Below are 20,847 nucleotides of genomic sequence, written 5' to 3' on the forward strand. Positions count from 1 at the left end.
ACTTTTTGTGAGCTATTTTTATCAATAAATAAGTTGAAAGAGGGGTTTGATGGAAAAATATTATACAAAATCAAACAAGAAATTGCCGATAATCGCGTTGCGTGGTTTGTGGCTTTTTCCTAACAATATACAACATTTTGAAGTTGGACGAGAAGTTTCATTAAATGCTTTAAATGCGAGCCTTTTAAGAAACTCAGAGGTTTTTATATGTACACAAAAAGACCCATTAACAGAAAATATAACAAAAGATGATTTTTATCATACTGGTGTGTTTGCAAAAATTCAACAGACAATAAAGATGCCCAATGGGAATATTCGTGTCTTGGTCGAGGCGTATGATAGAGCAAAAATTATTGATTTTATAGAAAATGACAGTTTTTTGGAAGCGAATGTTGAAGTTTTGGAATATGACAAATCAAAATATCAACCAACTGACAAATCTGTCACTATGATTAGAATGATAATTTCTTCATTTGAAAGCTTGGCAGAAATAATAAAAAAGCCGCTTCCACAAGATTTGTTGAGCGGATTGTTGAATGAAGATGACCCAAGTTCTTTGATAGACACAGTTGCGATGTTGATTTCGTTAAATGACAATGATTCGATAAAGCTTTTAGAAACATTGGATATGGACGAGAGAATCGATTTGATGTACAAGTTAGTGGTAAAAGAAATTGAATTTCTGAAGTTAAAAGAAGAAATCGAAGAAAAAGCTAACAAGGAAATTTCAGATTCTCAAAAGGAATATTTTCTTCAAGAACAATTGCGACAAATCAAAATGGAATTAGGAGAAGAATTTGACGTTGATGATATGGACGAATATTATGATGAAATTAAAAAATTACGTCTAAAAAAAGATTCCGAAGAACACGTACTAAAAGAAATAAAAAGATTATCATCAATGAATCCAAACAATCCAGAAAGTACGGTTATAAGAAATTACATCGATCAAATTTTGGATATTCCGTGGAACAAAAAATCAAAAAGCTCAATTGATTTAAAAGTAGCGGAAAAAGTTTTAAATGATGGACATTTTGGACTTGAAGATGTGAAGAAAAGAATATTAGAGTATCTAGCTGTTAAAAAGATGACTGGTTCGTTGAAAGGACCCATTCTTTGCTTAGTTGGCCCCCCAGGAGTCGGCAAAACTTCCATCGCAATGTCAATCGCACAGGCTACTAATAGAAAATTTGTTTCAATGAGATTGGGAGGCGTGCGTGATGAGGCTGAAATCAGAGGCCACCGAAAAACTTATATCGGCGCAATGCCAGGAAGAATTATCACACAACTTCAAAAAGCGAAAAAATTAAATCCGGTTTTCTTGCTGGATGAGATTGACAAGTTGGCAAGTGATTTCAGAGGAGACCCCGCAAGTGCGTTGTTGGAGGTTTTGGACCCAGAACAAAACAATGAGTTTACGGATAATTACATTGAAATTCCCGTGGATTTGTCAGACGTGTTGTTCATTACGACTGCCAACTCACAAGAGCAAATTCCAGATGCACTAATTGACAGAATGGAAGTAATCAGAGTTACAAGCTACACAGATTCTGAAAAATTTGAAATTGCAAATAGATATTTGCTTCCTCGCCAATTAAAAGAAAATGGAATGGACAAATCTCAATTTCATATAACGAAAGACGCTGTTTGCACGATAATCAACAATTACACGAGAGAAAGTGGCGTAAGAGAGCTTGAAAGAAATATTGGAAAAGTTATTAGAAAGGCCATCGTGAAAATTGTCCGTGGAGATGCAAAAAAAGTTGTAGTGAATGAAAAAAATCTCGAGAAATTTTTGGGTTCCAAATTGGTTCTCGATGATGAAATTCCAAAAGTAGATACAATAGGAGTTGTAAATGGATTAGCTTGGACACAAGTTGGCGGAGTTATTTTGACAATTGAAGCGAACGTAATGGATGGAACTGGAAAGACTCAGCTAACGGGAAAACTCGGCGATGTTATGAAAGAATCTGCGATGGCAGCTATTTCGTATATTAGAAGTAACCAAGAAGCCTTGGGAATAAAAGGTCAATTTTACAAGGACAAAGATGTTCACATTCATGTTCCAGAAGGAGCTGTTCCAAAAGATGGTCCATCGGCAGGTGTTACAATGGTGACTGCATTAGTGAGTGCATTGACTGGAAAAAAAGTGAAACACGATTTTGCAATGACAGGTGAGATAACACTTACAGGTCGTGTTCTTGCAATAGGCGGAGTAAAGGAAAAAGTATTAGCAGCTCACAGATACGGAGTGAACAATGTATTCTTGCCAAAAGAAAACAGGAGAGATATTCAAGACATTGACCCGAAAATCAGACAAAAAATGAAGTTTTATTTTACAAACAACGTAAAAGAAATTTTAGATGAGGTTTTAGTATAATGAAAATCGGAGTAATAAGCGACACTCATGGCTCGTTAAAAAACACAAAAAAAGCCTTGGAAATTCTCGAAGATTGTGACACGATTTTGCACTTGGGTGATGTTTTATATCACGGCCCTCGTAATGCTCTTCCTGAAGATTACAATCCCAAAGACTTAGCGGTTTTGTTAAAATCGAAAAAAAATATAATTTACACGAGAGGTAACTGCGACAGCGATGTCGATCAAATGGTTATTGAACACGATTTAACCAACAAAAAAAGATTTTTGAATATTGGAAAATTTAGGATTTTGACAGTTCATGGATATGAAGAGGATGAGAATTATAGGCTAAGACTTGCAAAATCAAACAAATGTGACATCGTGATTACAGGTCATACTCATAAAAAAGTATTGGAAGAAAAAGACGGAGTAATTTTATTGAATCCGGGAAGTCCGTCCATTCCAAAAGATGGCATAAAATCAGTGGCGACTATAAGTGAACGCAGTATAAATCTCATAGATGTTGACAATAAAAAAATAATATCGGCGTTTGATATATAGCCAATCAGAAAAGTGATTGATATTAGTTAGGAAGTGAAAAATGATTCTAATAGGTGCAAAAGACTTGGAAAAATCTTTTCTCGACAAAAGAATTTTAGAAAAAGTTACATTTAATATTAACGACAATGATAAAATTGGAATCATTGGAATAAATGGTGCGGGCAAATCGACATTGTTCAATATTCTCACAGGAGAATTGTCAAAAGATGGCGGCGATTTGTTCATCAAAAACGACATAAAAATCGGATATCTTACACAACACAATACATTCAATTCACAAAACACATTGTACGAAGAATGTTTGAGCGTTTTTTCTGAAGTTTTGAGGTTGGAAAATAAACTCCGTGAGTACGAAAAACAGATGAAAGACACCGATGAGTTGGAAGAATTAATGAACAAATATCACAGGGATATGGAAAAATTTGAAGCGATGGGAGGATATCTATACGATTCTGAAATTCGCGGAACGTTAAAAGGGCTGGGATTTGCAGAAGACGATTTTGAAAAAAATGTTACAAATTTCAGCGGTGGACAAAAATCTCGTATAATGCTCGCCAAGCTTCTCCTTCAAAAGTGTGACTTGCTTTTGCTAGATGAACCAACCAACCATTTGGACATAAATGCAATCGAATTTTTAGAAAATTTTCTTAAAAATTACAAAGGTGCCTGCGTCATAATCTCCCACGACAGATATTTCTTGGATGGAATTGTCAACAGAATTTTCCACTTGGAAAAAGCGACAATCAAGACTTATGAAACTGATTATACAGGCTTTATGAAACAACGCAAAATCTACATGGACATCCAGAAAAAAACATACGAAAATCAGCAAAGAGAATACAAAAGGCAACTGGAAATTGTAGAGAAATACACTAACACTGATAATGCGAAGAAAAATCGTCAAGGTCAATCGAGAAAGAAACTCTTGGATAAAATGAAATTGATGGATAAACCGACTTATGATGACGGAACTTTTGGCATAAAATTCAAAATATCATCACCAAGTGGAAAGGACGTTCTAATTGTCGAAGAGCTCAAAAAAGAAATTGACGATAGATTAATTTTTGAAAATTGCAACATAAATATATACAAAGAAGAAAGAGTTGGTTTGATAGGAGCAAATGGAGTAGGCAAGACAACACTTTTCAATATAATCACAAACAAATTAAAACAAACTTCTGGGAAATTCAAGTTAGGTTCAAATGTCCACATAGGATATTTTGACCAAGAGCAAATGTACTTGAACGACAAAAACACGATTATAGATGAAATATGGGACGAGTACCCCAAAATGACACACTACGAAATCCGAAGTGCATTGGCGATTATGAATTTCGTCGGAGATGACATTTTCAAATTAATTGAAGAATTGAGTGGTGGGGAAAAAGCTAGAGTTTCACTGCTCAAACTTATGTTGTCAAATTCAAACTTCCTTTTATTGGATGAACCAACAAACCATCTCGATATTGATTCCAAGGAAAGCCTTGAGGATTCGCTGATAAATTACGAAGGAACGGTTTTTGTAATTAGTCACGATAGATATTTTTTGAATCGAGTTTGTGATAAAATTATTGTATTAGAATCAGATAAAACAACCACGTATCTTGGCAATTATGATTATTACCAAGAAAAACTCAATGACCTAAAGAAGGAAGAACAAGAAGAAAATTTAAACAAGACAGCTTTTAATAAAGAAAAGAAAAAAAAGAGAGCTATTACCAATAATCTAAAAAAATTAAGGAAAGAAATAGAAACAATAGAATCAAAAATCGATGAAATTGACGACAGAATTAAAGAAATTGAAAATATATTTTGCCAAAATGACGTCTACGATGATTCAAAAAAAGTTATTCAATTAAATGAAGAACTGGAAACACTAAACCAAGACAAAAATTCTTTGTATTCTGATTGGGAGCAAAAGCAATTGGAATACGAAGATTTTGATAAAAATTAAGGAGGGAAAACTTGAATTTTTTAGAGAAAAGATTTCGTCTTTCTGAGAAAAAAACAGACGTTAAGACGGAATTAATGGCTGGATTTACTACGTTTATGACAATGAGTTATATTTTAGCAGTTAATCCACAGATGTTAAGTCAAACCGGAATGGACAAAGGTGGCGTATTCACAGCCAGCGTTGTTTCAAGTATTATTGCTATGATTTGTATGGCTTTTTTGGCTAACCTACCATTTGGATTGGCTCCAGGAATGGGACTGAACGCATTTTTTACATTCACAGTTGTAAAAACGCTGGGCTACACTTGGCAATTTGCATTGACAGCTGTGTTCTTAGAAGGTGTAATATTCTTGGTTCTTTCATTGTTTAAAGTAAGAGAAATGATTTTTGATGCTATTCCGATTAATTTAAAAAAAGCGGTTAGCTGTGGAATCGGTTTGTTCATCGCGCTAGTTGGACTTACAAACTCAGGAATAATTATGAGAGGCGAAGGAACAGTATTGCAATTAGGAAATCTTTTGAACAGACAAAGCGTTGTATTTATTGTAGGATTATTTATTATCGCTTTGCTTTTGGCAAGACAAATCAAAGGAGCGTTGATGTATGGGATTTTGGCATCGACAATATTGGCGTTGGTCTTGGGAGTTTCCAAATATCAAGGTGGTTCACCGATTACACTTCCACCATCACTCGCACCGGTAGCTTTCAAAATTCAATTCGACAAAATATTTACATTTGATATGTTCACAGTTGTATTTACATTTTTATTTGTGGATATTTTCGACACAGTTGGAACACTTGTCGGCGTTAGTTCAAAAGCGGGAATGCTGGACAAAGATGGAAAATTAAAAGAAGCTTCTCCTGCATTGTTGTCCGATGCAATTGGAACGACAATTGGAGCGTTACTGGGAACGAGTACAGTAACGACATTTGTTGAATCCGCATCTGGTGTTGCAGAAGGAGGAAGAAGCGGATTGACAGCATTGTCTACTGCATTCTTCTTCTTGCTAAGTTTATTCTTATTCCCAATTTTCGCGATGATTCCTGCACAAGCGACAGGACCAGCACTTGTAATTGTTGGATTATTTATGTTGAGTTCGATAATTGAAATTGATTTTTACGATTATTCTGAAGCGATTCCAGCTTTTATAACGATAATTTCAATGCCATTTTGTTATTCAATCGCTGAAGGAATTTCTTTTGGAATGATAAGCTATGTATTGTTAAAGTTATTGGCAGGAAAGAGAAAAGATATTTCAATTTTGATGTACGTTTTGGCAGTTGTATTCGTGTTGAGAATTATTTGGCCATTGTTCTAAATATTAAATTACATTAGTAGTGCATTTTTAAAGTGCGCTACTATTTTTTTGCTCAAAACTATTTTAAATTTTAAAATCCCGATTTATCGCAGCAGATATTTTTTTATTTATAAAAATAATCTATAAATAAGGTGTTATTTATTGAAACATCTTATAAATATGATATAAAAAATTTTTTAATGTTATAATTAAATTGGTGATAAAAATGTATTATGTAGGAATTGATATCGGTTCGACTGCTTCAAAAGTAGTCGTTTTAGATGATTCAAAAAAAGAAATTCTTTTTAAGAAAGTTATGCCAACAGGCTGGAGTTCTGTTGAAACAAGCAAATCAATCAAAGAATGGCTTGAATCACAAGGGGTAAGTGAAGATAATAGCAAAGTTGTCGCTACAGGTTATGGAAGAGTTTCTGTGCCATTTGCGGATAAAGTTGTTACAGAAATAACATGTCATGCAAAAGGAGCGAGCTTTTTCAAAAATGTCGATATGAATATTATCGATATCGGTGGACAAGACACAAAAGCTATCAGCTACAAAAACGGAATGGTGGAAGATTTTATCATGAACGACAAATGTTCCGCTGGTACTGGAAAATTTTTGGAGGTAATGGCAAATCGTCTCGGAGTTGGATTGGACGAGATGTTTGAACTCGCTAGGAAGGGAAAAGACGTAAAAATTTCTTCGATGTGCACAGTTTTTGCTGAGACAGAAATAATTTCTTTGATTGGTAAAGGAACGCCAAAAGAGGATATCGCTTGTGGTGTTATTAATTCGATAATCAACAAGGTAAAAACATTGGTTCATAGACTTCCTCCGACAGATTATTATTTTTTAACTGGAGGATTTTCCGGAAATAATTATATGACTGAACATTTGTCAGAACTTTTGAACGCTACGGTCGAGACAAATGAAAATGCAAGATTTGCCGGTGCAATCGGTGCGGCTGTGTTGGCAAAATAATGGATTACTTGGATATAAGAAAGAACGCGTATATAGATGCTCTTAGTCTGAGTGCATCTAGCACTGTCGTTTCATTGTGGGGTCGAGTTCCGTGGGAAATTGTCGAAAGTTTTGGATTTACGGCTATTTATTCGTACGGAATTGACGGAGAAGTTACAAAAGATTACAGTGACAATAATTACTGCGATATGTTGAACTCATCTTTTGCCTATCTTGAACTTGGCAAGTGTCCTTTTATGTACTCGTCATCATTTTTTATTGTCGATGATAGCTGCAAATTGAGATATGAGACACTGAAGAAAAAGAGCGACAAGGATGTTTTTGTCTACAAATACGGCGATTATTGTGATTTGATTGAGTATTTGGAATTGAAATCAAATACAAAATTTAACACAGAAAAATTCAACGGGCTAATCGAAAAATCAAGGGAGATTTCCAGTCTTATTGTAAGACTGAGAGAGTGCGACCTTGATGAAAAATTGATTTACGAGGTTGAATATTTTTCAAAATTTATTTTTGATATTGATTCAAGGATAGATTTTATAAAAAAACACATAGATAATTCTTACAGAGAAAAATCAACTGTCAAAATTCAAGCGGGAGCTGGAGTATACAAAAAAATTAGTCAATTAATCAATGAGGGTTTTTTTTGTGAAGGTGAATATCATGACATATTCACAAAAAACGGTTTCGAATACATAGATGAAAAGTACAGAAAATTTGATTTGAAACCGGATTATGTAATTCATAATTGCAACCAATTTGATATTGAAAATAAACAAATTACTTATTAGGGGGTATTTTATGGCAGATTACAGAAAAATGTGGGAAGACTTAGGAATGGATGTCAATCAACATGACCTCTTGTGCGAAGTTTTACCAGTAGCATTTGGAGATGTGTACTTATCACAAGAAAATAGACCAGAAAAAATGGACTATTTCAATATGGTAGTTGCTGAAATTCACGGGATTAGACCGGCTGAATTAGTGGAATTTCAAAAAAACGGTGGAAAAGTCGTAGGAACATTTTGTATACACGTTCCAGATGAAATAGTTTTCGGTTGTGGAGCTATCAATACAGGTTTATGTTCTGGTTCACAATTTTGGGTTCCAGGTGGAGAAAAATATCTTCCAACAGCGACTTGCCCGTTGATAAAAGCTTCGTTGGGAGCAAGATTTGAGAGAACTTGTCCATTCTTTAGACTTGCAGATTTATTTGTCGGTGAAACAACTTGTGATGGCAAGAAAAAAGCGTGGGAAATTATGTCAAAAGACGCTCCGATGTATATTTTCGATTTGCCTCAAATGAAAAGGGAAAAAGACGTTGAATTTTTTAAAGATGAAGTGTACAGATACATAGATAGAATTGAAGAATTGACAGGAAACAAATTAACTCCTGAATCTCTTCATGACGCTATTGTTCTCATTAACAAAAAAAGACGTGCAATGCAAAGATTGTGGGAATTTCGTAAATTGGACAACGTTCCAATCAGCGGTAAAGATTGCTTGTTGATTTCTCAAATAGCTTTCTACGATGACCCAGCGAGATTTGCACAACAAGTCAATGCGTTGTGCGACGAATTGGATAAGAGAAAAGAACAAAATGTTAGCGTATACAAAAAAGGCGCAACGAGATTGATGTTGACTGGTACTCCGTTGTCAATTCCAAACTGGAAACTACATCACATTATTGAATCAAGTGGAGCAGCTGTTGTTTGTGAAGAAATGTGTACAGGTTCGAGATATTTTGAGTTGACAGTAGATGAATCAGGAAAGACAATTGACGAAATGGTTTCTCATTTGACAGACAGATATATGAAAGGAATCAACTGTGCTTGCTACACTCCTAACACTGAAAGAGTTGATGACATTATTAGACTTGCAAAAGAATACAACGTTGATGGCGTAATAGATGTAAACTTGAAATTCTGCAATATTTACGACACTGAAGGTCACATTGTAGAAAAAGAATTGAAAGACCACAACATTCCAGTATTGGGAATAGAAACTGATTACACTGATGAAGACAGTGAACAATTGAAGACAAGAATCGAAGCATTTGTTGAAATGATTGAAAATGGAAAATAAAATGAATTACATCTTGTTCAAAGATGTGGATAATGGAAAAAAATTATACGATTTGATAAAACAAAATTCTATAAAAGCTACAATTGCTCCTACGCCTCGAGTGTTGGATGTGTGTTGCGGGATTTCTATCTTGTATGATAATTTGGAAGATAAACCCAAGATTGAAAAAATAATAAAAGAAAACAACATAGAAATCAAGGGATTTCACGAAATTGAAAGAGATATTAATCCCAATAGAATGAAATTTTTATAAAATCAACAAAAGAGCACGTGGGTGCTCTTTTTTTAATTCAAGTAATCATTTTATGATAAAATATAATTAGCAATATAAAAGGAGCTAAAAAAATGAGAGCTGGAATTTTCCAATTTATGAACGATGCTGTTGTATTGATAAACAAACACTCGAAATTCATAAATTTTGTCGCAGAAGAATCTAAGGATTTTTTTAGAAAAATTTTCGAAACGCATGAAGATGTAATAAACATTAATGCAAGAGTAAAAAAAGAAGACAGCATCAAAGAAAAAATACTGAAACAAAATTATTATATGAAATGCGAAAGTGTCGATGAAGTATTGACATTGTTTCCAGATTTAGTTGGTGTAAGAATAGAATGTCGTTTCAACGAAAATGAGAAGGACCTTTACGATTATTTAAAGAGGCTTTTTTATTACAGAGATGATGATGGGTATTATTTCTCCAAATACGATATGAGAATCAGGCTTAATTTGGAACAGCCACAGCCACAAATGCAAAAAAATGGGTTTGAAATTTACAAAATTGATGCTATTTTCGTTGAGAGCGAGAAAATTAAAATTAATTTTGAAGTGCAAATCAAATCTATGGTTAATGTTTTTTGGGGAGAGGTTGACCATTCCATTCTCTACAAAAATTCAAATTATGTGATGACAGAAGATTTGATTCGCGATGTGATGTATTCCATCAAAAACAATCTTACAATTATCGACAAACAGCTTAACAGTGTCTACAAAAAAATGATGAAAGTTGAGTCAAACGAAGATGATGCCATAAGACAACAATTCAAAAGCATCATAACTAAGATGATTCACGACGGATATTTGCTCAAATTAAAGTACAATTTGGGATTTGTAATAGATATGAGAAATATCGCAAATGTTGTCAGTGATTATTTGTTTTCCGTAATGGATATGTTGGAGAAAAATCAGTATGAGGAAAGACTCATAGAGATTTTGAACAAGGCCAATTCAATATCAAACAAACCGATTAATTTCGGAGTAAAGTACGATTTTTCTAATTTAGATTATGGAGATTACATTCATACAGCTTTTGCGAAAGGGCTAGACAGCAGACTTAACAAGGATTTTAATTGGAATTTTTGCTTGTCAATTATGTTCGCTCTTGATGAACGAGAAGATTATGAAATATTTATGGATTTTGTGTATTATGTAATTTATTCTATTCGAAAAGTGATTGAAAATGAAATAAGTAATTGTAATATCAACAAAACATACCAAGATATCTTGGTAGATAAACTTCTGAAAAAAAGCATCGAATATCTCTCTGAGTCATATAATATAAACAATTTTTCGCAAAATTCTTTTGACATCATAGGAGAAATAGTAAAAGATTTTGTAAAAGACGTTGAAAGTGTTGAAGACATTGAAAAATTAGATTTTCTTGAACTTAACAACAGATTTTTGGAAAAATTTGAAGGGATAATCAATGAAAATTAGATGTGGGACGGATATTCTTAGAGTTTCACGAATTGGAAACATAAAAAACATCGACAGATTTTTGAAAAAAGTCTTCACTGAACAAGAAATTTCATACATTGAATCAAAAAACAAAAACATCGAAACCATTACAGGTATGTTTTGTCTGAAAGAAGCTGTAAGCAAGGCCTTGAAGACTGGAATTGGCAAGATGAGCTTTGTTGATGTTGAGTCTGTACACGATGACGGATTAGTTGTAAAATTAAATACGGCAAAATTTCCAAAAGTTATTGATATTGATGCGTCCATCTCTCATGATGGTGAGTATGCTGTGGCGATGTGTGTGATTATGTTGGAGGATTAGGATGGATTTTGTAATAAAAAAAAGAAATCCCATTTCAAATAAAGGAAATTACGGAAGAGTTTGTATAATCGGAGGCTCAAATGGAATGTGTGGAAGTGTCTACTTGGCAAGTAGCGCAGCTCTTCGTTGCGGAAGTGGACTTGTGTACACTATTGTCCCTGAAATAATTTCTGAAATAATGCAGATAAAATCTGTGGAGAATATTATTCTTCCGTTGGAATGTGATGGAAAAAAACTTAGCGTCAATTCAATTACACAAATCACAAATTATCTCCAAGCTAAAAACTGCATAGCCATTGGCTGCGGAATGGGCAAAGATGAAATGAATTGGGATTTGATTAAACACACTATCAAATTTTTCAAGAAAAAAATTTTGATAGATGCAGATGGATTAAATTCGATAAAAAATTTTGACGAACTTGAATATGAAGATTATTCTGTCGCAATAACTCCTCATCCGTTGGAATTTAGCAGGTTATCGGGATTAGATGTAGAATACATCAATCAAAATAGACAAAAGGTCGCAGCGGATTTTTCAAAAAAACACCGATGCGTTGTCGTTTTAAAAGGTCACCACACAGTTGTTGCAAAAAAAGATAAAATATATGTCAACAACACCGGAAATGCAGGAATGGCGACTGCGGGAAGTGGAGATGTACTATCCGGAGTCATAACGAGTTTTATGCACAACAGAGATTTGTTCGAAGCTTGTAAATTGGGAGTATATATTCATGGACTCGCTGGAGATTTTGCGAAACAGAATTTAGGAGAAGACAGTCTGATTGCCTCTGATATTGTAAAATATTTACCGGATGCGATTAGATTTTGTAAGGAGAAATAATGTTTAAATATCAAAGTTACTTGAAGGTTGATTTAGATAAATTAAAAAACAACTACAAAGAAATAAAAAGCATAAGCAATTTAGTAAAAATGTGTGCCGTTGTAAAAGCCAATGCTTACGGGCAAGGTTCAGCATGCGTAGCAAAGGAACTGGAATATTTGGGTATAGATTATTTTGCGGTTTCAAACATCAACGAGGCGTTGGACCTCAGAAACAGTGGAATTTTCAAACCAATTATGATTTTGGGTTATATTGCGACTGAAAACATAGAAATAGCAATTAAAAACAACATAGATTTGACAGTTTACGATTATGAATCCGCTGAAGTGATTAACAACATAGCTAAAAAAATGAATAAAATTTGCAAAGTTCACGTAAAGATAGATACCGGAATGACAAGACTCGGATTTCAAGTCAGATTAAAAAAAGAAGAGTGCTTGGAAGAAATTTTCAAAATTTACAAAATGGATTATATTATTTTGCAAGGAATTTACAGTCATTTTTCAGATGCGGATAGTGAAGATTATTCTTACACAAAAGAACAGTACAATACATATATTGGATTTATGATTGACGTTGAAAACAGAGGAATAACTGTCCCAATCAAACACATTGCAAATGATGCAGGAGCGATAATTCACGGATACTTTTTGGATATGATAAGATGCGGAATCGGACTTTATGGCTATCATGCCTCCGATTATGTCAGAGAAAATTCGAGATTGAATCTTCAGGAAATATCTACGCTTTACACGACAGTTTCTATGGTTAAAACAGTTCCAAAAGGAACAGACATCGGCTACGGAAGAACTTTCACAACCAATTCCGAAACAGTCGTAGCCACTGCGACAATCGGATATGCAGACGGTTATCCTCTTGAATTATCCAACAAAGCATACGTAATAATCAACGGAAAAAAAGCTAAAATTTTGGGAAAAGTATGTATGGACCAAATTATGATAGACGTTTCATTCATCAGAGATGTAAAAGTCGGCGACAAAGTGTTGTTGTTCGGAAAAGATGAAATGGGAGAAATATCGCTGTATGATTTGGCAGAAATTGCGAACACTAATGTATACGAGCTTTTGTGCAGAGTAACTATGAGAATACCTAGAATTTATACCAGAAACGGCAAAGTCGTCGAAGTATGTGACTATTTAAGAAAAATAAATTAATCAAATTAAATTTCAGTTGAATTATAATTAATTTATATTGATTTATTAGTTTCTTTTGGATATAATAAAAACAGTTCTTAAATTAGCGAAGAATTTATAGGGTGAGTTTATGAAAGTAAAAAGAGGAGACATATTTTACGCAGACTTAAGCCCTGTTGTTGGATCTGAGCAGGGTGGTGTAAGGCCTGTCGTTGTTGTTCAAAATGATGTGGGAAATAAATACAGTCCAACCGTAGTAATAGCAGCTATAACTTCACAAATAAATAAAGCAAAATTACCAACACATGTTGCAATAGAACGATCCAAATATGGCTTACCTAAAAATTCAGTTATACTGGCTGAACAGATAAGAACTATTGACAAAAAAAGGCTTCGTGAAAAAGTAGGTAGCTTTGATGATAGAGTTCTAATAAAGTTGGATGAAGCTTTAAAAATATCTGTGGGTATATAACCTAAACTACATATTTTTTAAAAAGAAAGTTATCAAATTTGATTTGATAGCTTTTTTTGTATATAATTTAATCTATGGAAAATTATGATATTTTTAGATTAAATAACTTTTTAATCTACAAAAAAACCGGAACTGACGGGCTTAGCATATACGACTGGAAAAATAAAAAATTCACATTCAAAAACGAAAACAGCGAACAAGAACTAACGATAATAAACGACAGATACATAAATGATGTAAACTGCGACATTGAACTGATTGACCTGGTTGAACGTGAACAGGAAAATTCATTCTCACAAATTGTGGGTTATTACAGTGATATGAGTGAAGTTCAACTTCACAAAAAAACAATCCTTTATCTTATCAAAGACGGAAATTACAATATGTTACAAGATTTGTTCGACAAAATCGAAGAAGAACAATCATATTCGTATCTATTCGCGTACGCAATCAAAAAACTCATACAATATGGAAATAGTCCGTCGCTATTAAAAGGCAAAATCGAATTAACAGAAGAAAACCAAGAAATAGTCACGACATTATCCATAAGTATGATTTCAGATGCACTATTGGAATACTTTGAATACTTCAAAAATTTCTTCATCTTCACGGCAAATTACGTGTTCACAATAGATGTCAGAACGTATATACTGATGAATTATTTGACAGATTTCGCATCAAAATGGCGAGAGTTTTTGTACAAATATTCAAGAGTCGATGAAAAAGAAAGCACGTTTAAATTAATCAACGACTATGTAATTATGATTTCACAAAACTTGGACAACGACAATTACTCTGTTCAAATGGAAAAAGAAATCATATCGCAAACAAAAAAATACTTAAACGACAAAGATTACAAAAATGTATTTAAAAACTTGTCATCAATTCACGATTCATATTACTTCCTGTTGTTTGTAGAAGAACTGATAGAGTACGACAAAGACGAAACATTTGAAAAAGTGTGGGAAATTTATCGAAAGAAACTAAAAAACACATACAAAGACAAAAAATATATGAATATCATACTGGAAATCAAATCGTTCGAAGCCAAAAACGAAGATTTGTACAAGCATTTGAAGAAAAACATAGAGCAAACGTTCAAAAAAAGAACTAAGTTAATAGAAATATTAAAATTTGTAGACACATTGAATTTTAAATAAAAGAGTTCGGGATTTTGAACTGACCTCCAGAAGTTAGACTTAAAATTAACAAAAAGGTCAGTTCATTTATCCTAACTCTTTTATTTATTTTTGAATTATTAATTTATCAACAGGTCTGTCAAACTCTTCGGGTTCTAAATCATCTACTAATTGAAAATTGTAGACTATGGAAACTTTGTAGGAATCTTTGCCGATTCTGTCGATAAATCTGTCGTAGAATCCTCCGCCGTAACCTATTCTGTATTTGTTTTTGTCGAAGCAAAGACCAGGAACCAACATAAAATCAAATTTGACATCCGATTCAACTGGATTTTTGGGCTCTAAAATTCCGTAAGCTCCAGGAGCCAAATCATCCATGCTTTTGATTTTTACTGCAATCATATGTCCTTTGGATTTTACATAGGGAACGTATACGTTTTTTTCTTTTTTCAACAAATCTTCAATCAGCTTGTGAGTATTAAATTCAGAGCCAAAGCTGACGTAGACAAAAAAGTTTTGCGCTTTTTTGAACTCTTCCAAGTTTTCCAATTCTTTTAAAAACTCATCGTCTACTTTCTGTTTGTCAGAAATTTCATCTCTTTTTTTTATCATTTGTTTTCTTATTTCAGATTTATTCATATTATCACCCAAAATATATATACCCTAAAAAGAAATAAATATCGATTTGATTAAAAAAATTAAAAGACTGTGATATAATAAGGTTTGCGAGGTGGAAAATGTTAGAATTTGTTCATGTTGACAAGACATATAAAAATAAAGTGTGTGCACTTAATGATTGTAATTTTAAAATAGAACAAGGTGAATTTGTTTTTTTGATTGGACCAAGTGGTGCTGGCAAATCAACAATCACAAAACTTATACTTAAAGAAATTAATCCAGATAGAGGTAAGATTTATCTTTATGGCGAAGATATAACAAGAGTAAAGGCTAGAAAAATTCCTAAAATTAGACAAAGCGTTGGAATGGTGTTTCAGGATTTTAAATTGTTAGAAAACAAGACAGTCTATCAAAATATAAAATACGTTATGCAAATATTAGGTAAAAGCTCTTCGGAAATAAAATCAACTATTGATACTGTTCTTGACTTGGTTAATTTAAAAGACAAAACGACGGCGTATCCACATGAGTTGTCGGGAGGAGAAATGCAGAGAGTTTGTATCGCTCGTTCAATGGTTAATAGGCCTAAATTGCTGATTGCAGATGAGCCAACAGGTAACCTAGACCCTGTTACAAGTATGGATATTGCAAATGCACTGATGAGAATAAATGAGAGAGGAACAACTGTTATTATGATTACTCACGAGAAAGATATTGTGAATAAATTACATAAAAGAGTTATCCAATTGGACAATGGTCTTATAGTTAGAGATGAAGAAGGTGGAATGTATGAGAAGAATTAGGATAATTTTTTCTACCTTGAAGGAAGGTTTTGTCGGAATTTGGAAGAATCGTTCAATGGGATTTGCATCCACGACTACAATTTCTCTGGCACTTTTGATTTTGGGTTCTGTCATAATCTCTATGTTGACAATGAGTCAAGCGGTTAAGGACATTGAAGGAAAAGTGAATCTCGTCAATGTGTACTTGGAAAACGGAGTTCAGGATGAAAAGATAAATCACATCGAGAAGATTATAAAGGGACAAAGTGGCGTTAAGGATGTTAAGTTTGTATCCAGCAAGCAAGCTATGGAAAACTTTTCAAAATCTTTGGACGACAAAACATTGGTTGAGGGAATGGAATCAGCATTTCCAGCATCTTTTGAAGTTACGCTCAAAAATGTCAACGACGCTGAAAGATATGTCAGGGATTTCAAAAAAATTCCAGGCGTAGAAAAAGTCAGTTTCTACAAAGACTTGATATCCAAGATTTCTAATGTGTCACGAATTGTAAAATTTGCAGGTTCTATAATTGTTGGAATATTGGTTTTGATATCCATAATTAACATATCAAACACCATAAGGTTGACAGTTTACGCTAGAAGAAAAGAAATTGCAATCAAAAAAAATATAGGAGCGTCAAATTTGGTAATATCTGCACCACTTGTTGTCGAAGGAATATTTTTCGGAGTGATTGGAGCAGTAGTTGCATTCTTGTTGTGCTATTACTTGTATAGATATGGATATTTAAGGTATAATAAAACCGTATATGGATTGATATCAACATATTTAGTTGCACCTGTGATGATTAGATGGGATTTGTTGAAGATTTTTATCAGTCTTGGAATAGGTATCGGAGCGTTTGGCTCTGTACTAAGTAGCAAAAGATATCTTAAAATATAAGGAAGGAAATATGAAGAAAAAAATTGTCGCATTGGCGTTGTGTATGATGCTTATGACAAACGCAGTGTACGCGGACAAATTATCGGATTTAAATAATCAAAAAAAAGCGAAGACATCTGATTTGAAAGAATCAAAGTCCGATTTGAATAAATTAAAAAACAAAAAAGATGCTGAGCTTGAGAAATTAAAAAATATTAATTTAAAAATCAATCAAACCCAATCAGAACTTGCCATTCAGCAAAAAGAATTGGAGAAAATTTACAAGTCGATTGAAGAAACAAAAAAAGAAATCGAAAAATACAAATCGAGCATCAATCAAAAGACAAAAGAGTTTCAAAAGCGATTGAGAGGAATGTACATTTCAAAAGACGGAGCAAAAGTTGATGTGCTTTTTGGTTCGGAAACACTAAACGATTTGTTGAACAATGTGAGTTTGATAAATTACATCGCTAGATTTGACAAGAATTTGCTAAATGATTTGAAGCACGAAAAAATATCATTGGACTACAAAAAAGACGAGTTAAAATCGAAAATGCAAACAATGGAAGTAGTGAAGAAAAATTTGGATTTGAAACTAGCCTCACTAAATGATACAGTAGTTCAACAACAAAAACTTATCGATGATATTTCAAAAGATGTAACTATGACTGAATCTGAAATTTCCGAAACTATAAAAGAATTGGAAAGTATAGATGGCAAAATAGATAAAGAAAAAAAAGCAATTCTACAGGCAAAATTACTTGCAGCACAAAGAGCTGAGGCTGAACGAAGAAGACGTCAAATGCTTTCAAAAGGAAGTGCTATCAACACAAATATTTCTGCTCCAGTGATAAACAACGATGGTGCGTATTTACAATGGCCTGTTCCATCAAGTCACAGAATGACATCTTTTTATGGTTGGAGAAGCGACCCATTTGGTCATGGAGCTGGCTTCCACACAGGACTAGACATCGCAGCACCGATGGGAACACAAATTGTATCTGCTGAAAGTGGAGTTGTAGTACACGTTGGATGGAGAGGTGGATATGGAAATCTCGTTAAAATCCAACACGATAATGGAGCAATGACATATTACGGACATTTGAGTGGATATAATTGCAGTGTTGGTCAGAGAGTAAAGAGAGGACAGCTAATTGCGTATATGGGCTCAACTGGTTATTCAACGGGTTCACATCTTCATTTTGAAGTTAGATTTAACGGTCAACACACTGACCCACTAAACTATTTGAGATAATCAAGAAACTAAGTTAGAGATAACTTAGTTTTTTTATTTGAAAAATCTTAGACAAATTGTAACTGATTTTTAATACAAAAAATCGTTAATCTGTTATACTATATTATAGTTAGAGGTGATTTATGAGAGCATTAAAAAAAGTTTTTATTGGATTGGGACTTTGTTTAGTGGTTTATCTTAGTTTTTCCGTGGGAAATGCTACGGGAAAGAGAACTGCCATCAGCAATGAAAATGGAATACCACTTGCAAAAATAAATGAGATTGAAAACTTGATTGACAAATATTATCTATTTAATATAGACAAAACTAAGCAACAAGAAGGAGCTGTAGAAGGTTATGTAAAAGCCTTGGGAGACCCTTATTCCGAATTTTTGACTAAGGAAGAAATGGAAAGTTTGAATCAGCAAACTGAAGGAGAATACGCAGGAGTTGGAATAGTTGTCACCCCATCAGAAGCGGGTGCAATTACAGTTGTGAGCGCTATAAAAGGCAGCCCAGCTTTTGAGAAGGGGCTGAAAAAAGATGACGTTATTTTGAAAATTAACGGCAAAGATTACAACGCATCTCAGATGAACGATGCCGTTAAAGTGATGAAAGGAAAACCAAACACTGACGTCGTGTTGACCATTGCCAGAATGGAAAATAAAACTCACAAGATTTTTGACGTGAAAATTACACGCAGAATGATTAGTTTGACAACTGTAGATTCAAAAAAAATAGGAGATATTGGATATATAAACATTACACAGTTTGACAGGAAAACTGACAAAGAATTTATCGAGCATTACGAAAAATTGAAAAAACAAAATGTTAAATCAATTATTTTGGATTTGCGTAACAATCCGGGAGGGCTATTAGATTCTACCGTAAAAATAGCTGATTATCTTCTTCCACAGGGAATCATAGTCAAGACTGTGGATAAAAACAAGCACGAAGAAGTTGAAAAAAGCGATGCTTCACAACAAAATCTTCCTATGGTAGTTCTTGTCAATGGTTCTAGTGCATCTGCTTCGGAAATTTTGACGGGAGCTTTGAAGGATTACAAGAAGGCTACGGTAGTTGGTGAAAAAACTTTTGGCAAGGGAATTGTTCAGACTATTATTCCTATGGAAAAAGGAGAAGGATTGAAGCTAACAATTAGCGAGTATTTCTCTCCAAAGGGAAATAAAATTCACAAACAGGGTATAAAACCTAATGTTGAAGTTAAATTAAATGATAAAGCAAAGGGACTTGGAGTTGAATTTATGAACGAGGACAATCAACTTCAAAAAGCAATCGAAATTTTAAATAAGAAATAGGTGAAATTATGAGAGAAGATAGAGAAGCGAGAAGAAGACGCAAAAGAAGAAAAAAACTCATCAATTCAATTTTTTTGTTGGGTTTGGTGTTGATTGTTGGAGCTTTTATTATTGTAAAAGCAGTCAATGGCGAAGAAAAATTAAATCCGGTTGCTACAGAAAATTCTGTGGAAAAATCTAAGAAAAAGGATTCAGCGAAAAAAATCGAAGAAAAAAAAGACCCAAATAAACTTATGAAAGGCTCTAATCATCTTTTAAAAGCAGATTCGTATGCTTATGATGCAAAGAAAATAAGTCAGTTTATTAGACCGACAAAATCTGATGGATACGTCAAAAACACAGACAACAAAAAGATTTGTTTCTTGACGTTTGATGATGGTCCTAATCACAGTATCACTCCACAAATATTGGATATTTTGAAAAAAGAAAATGTTCCGGCAACATTTTTTGAAATAGGAAAGCACATTTCACAAGACACAAAAGATATTCTTGAACGTCAATTAAATGAAGGACACGCAATTGCTCTTCACTCTTACGAACACGATTATTCGAAGTTGTATCCGGGAAGAGTTGCAAATGTTGACAGAATTAAAAAAGAAGCAGAAATGGCACAAAAAGCATTACAAGATGTATTGGGTCCTGATTTTAAATCTAGCGTATGGAGATATCCGGGAGGACATATGAGCTGGAAGCAACTCAAACCAGCAGATGAAGCCTTGGAGAAAATGGGAATACATTGGATTGACTGGAACAGTTTGGTTGGAGATGCTGAACCAAAAAGAGTAAGACCAACTACAGTTGAGGGTATGGTAGAATTTGCAAATACTTCTTTGACTTATCAAGCAGAGCAAGATATTGTTGTTGTTTTGTGCCACGACGCACCGGGCAAACAATTAACTGTGGACTCGCTTCCATCAATTATTAAGAATTTTAAAGATAAAGGATATAAATTTGGAATTTTAAAATAATTTTAAAATTATAAATATTAGCTTAAATTGCCACAATTAAATTATTATTCAAAGCACCTTTTTGATAAGGTGCTTTTTTAGTGATTTAAAACTTAATTACTATATATAGTATGAATAAAAATCAAAAACCCATATATTGA

Annotated in this window: 20 protein-coding genes; 19 read left to right on the plus strand and 1 reads right to left on the minus strand. The window is 33.5% G+C overall.

Going from position 1 to position 20,847, the window contains the following annotated elements; translation table 11 throughout:
* The first annotated feature begins 49 nt into the window (after positions 1–49).
* The 14 genes from lon to Q0X02_RS01040 all read left to right on the plus strand — a co-directional run bounded on the left by lon (position 50) and on the right by Q0X02_RS01040 (position 14,927).
* Positions 50–2,380, plus strand: coding sequence for an endopeptidase La (gene lon, locus Q0X02_RS00975; protein ID WP_297810199.1), 2,331 nt, complete (start codon positions 50–52; stop codon positions 2,378–2,380).
* The gene (gene yfcE, locus Q0X02_RS00980; RefSeq protein ID WP_297810202.1) at positions 2,380–2,922 is read left to right on the plus strand and encodes a phosphodiesterase; all 543 of its coding nucleotides are present in this window, start codon (positions 2,380–2,382) and stop codon (positions 2,920–2,922) included. Before lon ends, yfcE begins: the two co-directional genes overlap by 1 nt.
* 40 nt (positions 2,923–2,962) lie before the next feature.
* On the plus strand, positions 2,963–4,876 hold the full coding sequence (gene abc-f, locus Q0X02_RS00985) for a ribosomal protection-like ABC-F family protein (protein ID WP_297810205.1): 1,914 nt from the start codon (positions 2,963–2,965) through the stop codon (positions 4,874–4,876).
* Positions 4,877–4,887: 11 nt separating this feature from the next.
* Positions 4,888–6,195 (plus strand): NCS2 family permease, encoded by a 1,308-nt coding sequence (locus Q0X02_RS00990; protein ID WP_297810208.1) that lies wholly within the window; start codon positions 4,888–4,890, stop codon positions 6,193–6,195.
* Between the two features lie 205 nt (positions 6,196–6,400).
* Positions 6,401–7,156 carry an acyl-CoA dehydratase activase gene (locus Q0X02_RS00995; RefSeq protein ID WP_297810210.1) on the plus strand — a complete coding sequence of 252 codons (756 nt, stop codon included), beginning with the start codon at positions 6,401–6,403 and terminating at the stop codon, positions 7,154–7,156.
* Positions 7,156–7,950: a 2-hydroxyacyl-CoA dehydratase family protein gene (locus Q0X02_RS01000; protein ID WP_297810213.1), complete on the plus strand. Its 795-nt coding sequence runs from the start codon at positions 7,156–7,158 to the stop codon at positions 7,948–7,950. Before Q0X02_RS00995 ends, Q0X02_RS01000 begins: the two co-directional genes overlap by 1 nt.
* A gap of 10 nt (positions 7,951–7,960) precedes the next feature.
* Positions 7,961–9,244, plus strand: a complete 1,284-nt coding sequence (locus tag Q0X02_RS01005; RefSeq protein WP_297810216.1) for a double-cubane-cluster-containing anaerobic reductase — start codon at positions 7,961–7,963, stop codon at positions 9,242–9,244.
* Position 9,245: 1 nt separating this feature from the next.
* Positions 9,246–9,497 carry a DUF3343 domain-containing protein gene (locus Q0X02_RS01010; protein WP_297810219.1) on the plus strand — a complete coding sequence of 84 codons (252 nt, stop codon included), beginning with the start codon at positions 9,246–9,248 and terminating at the stop codon, positions 9,495–9,497.
* Between the two features lie 92 nt (positions 9,498–9,589).
* Positions 9,590–10,957 carry a GTP pyrophosphokinase family protein gene (locus Q0X02_RS01015; protein WP_297810222.1) on the plus strand — a complete coding sequence of 456 codons (1,368 nt, stop codon included), beginning with the start codon at positions 9,590–9,592 and terminating at the stop codon, positions 10,955–10,957.
* Entirely contained in the window at positions 10,947–11,300 is a 354-nt protein-coding gene (acpS, locus tag Q0X02_RS01020) for a holo-ACP synthase (protein ID WP_297810225.1), read from the plus strand. The genes Q0X02_RS01015 and acpS overlap by 11 nt, the downstream gene beginning before the upstream one ends.
* Position 11,301: 1 nt before the next feature.
* Entirely contained in the window at positions 11,302–12,141 is an 840-nt protein-coding gene (locus Q0X02_RS01025; RefSeq protein ID WP_297810228.1) for an NAD(P)H-hydrate dehydratase, read from the plus strand.
* Entirely contained in the window at positions 12,141–13,316 is a 1,176-nt protein-coding gene (gene alr, locus Q0X02_RS01030; protein ID WP_297810231.1) for an alanine racemase, read from the plus strand. The genes Q0X02_RS01025 and alr overlap by 1 nt, the downstream gene beginning before the upstream one ends.
* A 109-nt stretch (positions 13,317–13,425) precedes the next feature.
* On the plus strand, positions 13,426–13,767 hold the full coding sequence (locus Q0X02_RS01035; RefSeq protein ID WP_002835111.1) for a type II toxin-antitoxin system PemK/MazF family toxin: 342 nt from the start codon (positions 13,426–13,428) through the stop codon (positions 13,765–13,767).
* 74 nt (positions 13,768–13,841) lie between these two features.
* The gene (locus tag Q0X02_RS01040) at positions 13,842–14,927 is read left to right on the plus strand and encodes a phage tail protein (RefSeq protein WP_297810234.1); all 1,086 of its coding nucleotides are present in this window, start codon (positions 13,842–13,844) and stop codon (positions 14,925–14,927) included.
* An 84-nt stretch (positions 14,928–15,011) separates the two neighbouring features.
* Here Q0X02_RS01040 and Q0X02_RS01045 read toward each other — a convergent pair whose 3' ends face one another.
* Positions 15,012–15,545, minus strand: a complete 534-nt coding sequence (locus Q0X02_RS01045) for a 5-formyltetrahydrofolate cyclo-ligase (protein ID WP_297810237.1) — start codon at positions 15,543–15,545, stop codon at positions 15,012–15,014.
* A gap of 98 nt (positions 15,546–15,643) precedes the next feature.
* Here Q0X02_RS01045 and ftsE point away from each other — a divergent pair, with 98 nt between their 5' ends.
* The 5 genes from ftsE (at position 15,644) to Q0X02_RS01070 (ending at position 20,707) form a co-directional block, all read left to right on the plus strand.
* Complete coding sequence (ftsE, locus tag Q0X02_RS01050) at positions 15,644–16,327, plus strand: cell division ATP-binding protein FtsE (protein WP_297810240.1); 684 nt, start codon at positions 15,644–15,646, stop codon at positions 16,325–16,327.
* Positions 16,314–17,207, plus strand: a complete 894-nt coding sequence (ftsX, locus tag Q0X02_RS01055) for a permease-like cell division protein FtsX (RefSeq protein ID WP_297810243.1) — start codon at positions 16,314–16,316, stop codon at positions 17,205–17,207. The genes ftsE and ftsX overlap by 14 nt, the downstream gene beginning before the upstream one ends.
* Before the next feature lie 10 nt (positions 17,208–17,217).
* Complete coding sequence (locus Q0X02_RS01060; protein WP_297810248.1) at positions 17,218–18,441, plus strand: murein hydrolase activator EnvC; 1,224 nt, start codon at positions 17,218–17,220, stop codon at positions 18,439–18,441.
* A 122-nt stretch (positions 18,442–18,563) separates the two neighbouring features.
* Positions 18,564–19,739 carry a S41 family peptidase gene (locus tag Q0X02_RS01065; protein WP_297810251.1) on the plus strand — a complete coding sequence of 392 codons (1,176 nt, stop codon included), beginning with the start codon at positions 18,564–18,566 and terminating at the stop codon, positions 19,737–19,739.
* An 8-nt stretch (positions 19,740–19,747) separates the two neighbouring features.
* Entirely contained in the window at positions 19,748–20,707 is a 960-nt protein-coding gene (locus Q0X02_RS01070; protein WP_297810254.1) for a polysaccharide deacetylase family protein, read from the plus strand.
* Positions 20,708–20,847: the final 140 nt, after the last annotated feature.

The sequence above is a fragment of the uncultured Finegoldia sp. genome, assembly GCF_947252345.1.
Taxonomy (GTDB): Bacteria; Bacillota; Clostridia; order Tissierellales; family Peptoniphilaceae; genus Finegoldia.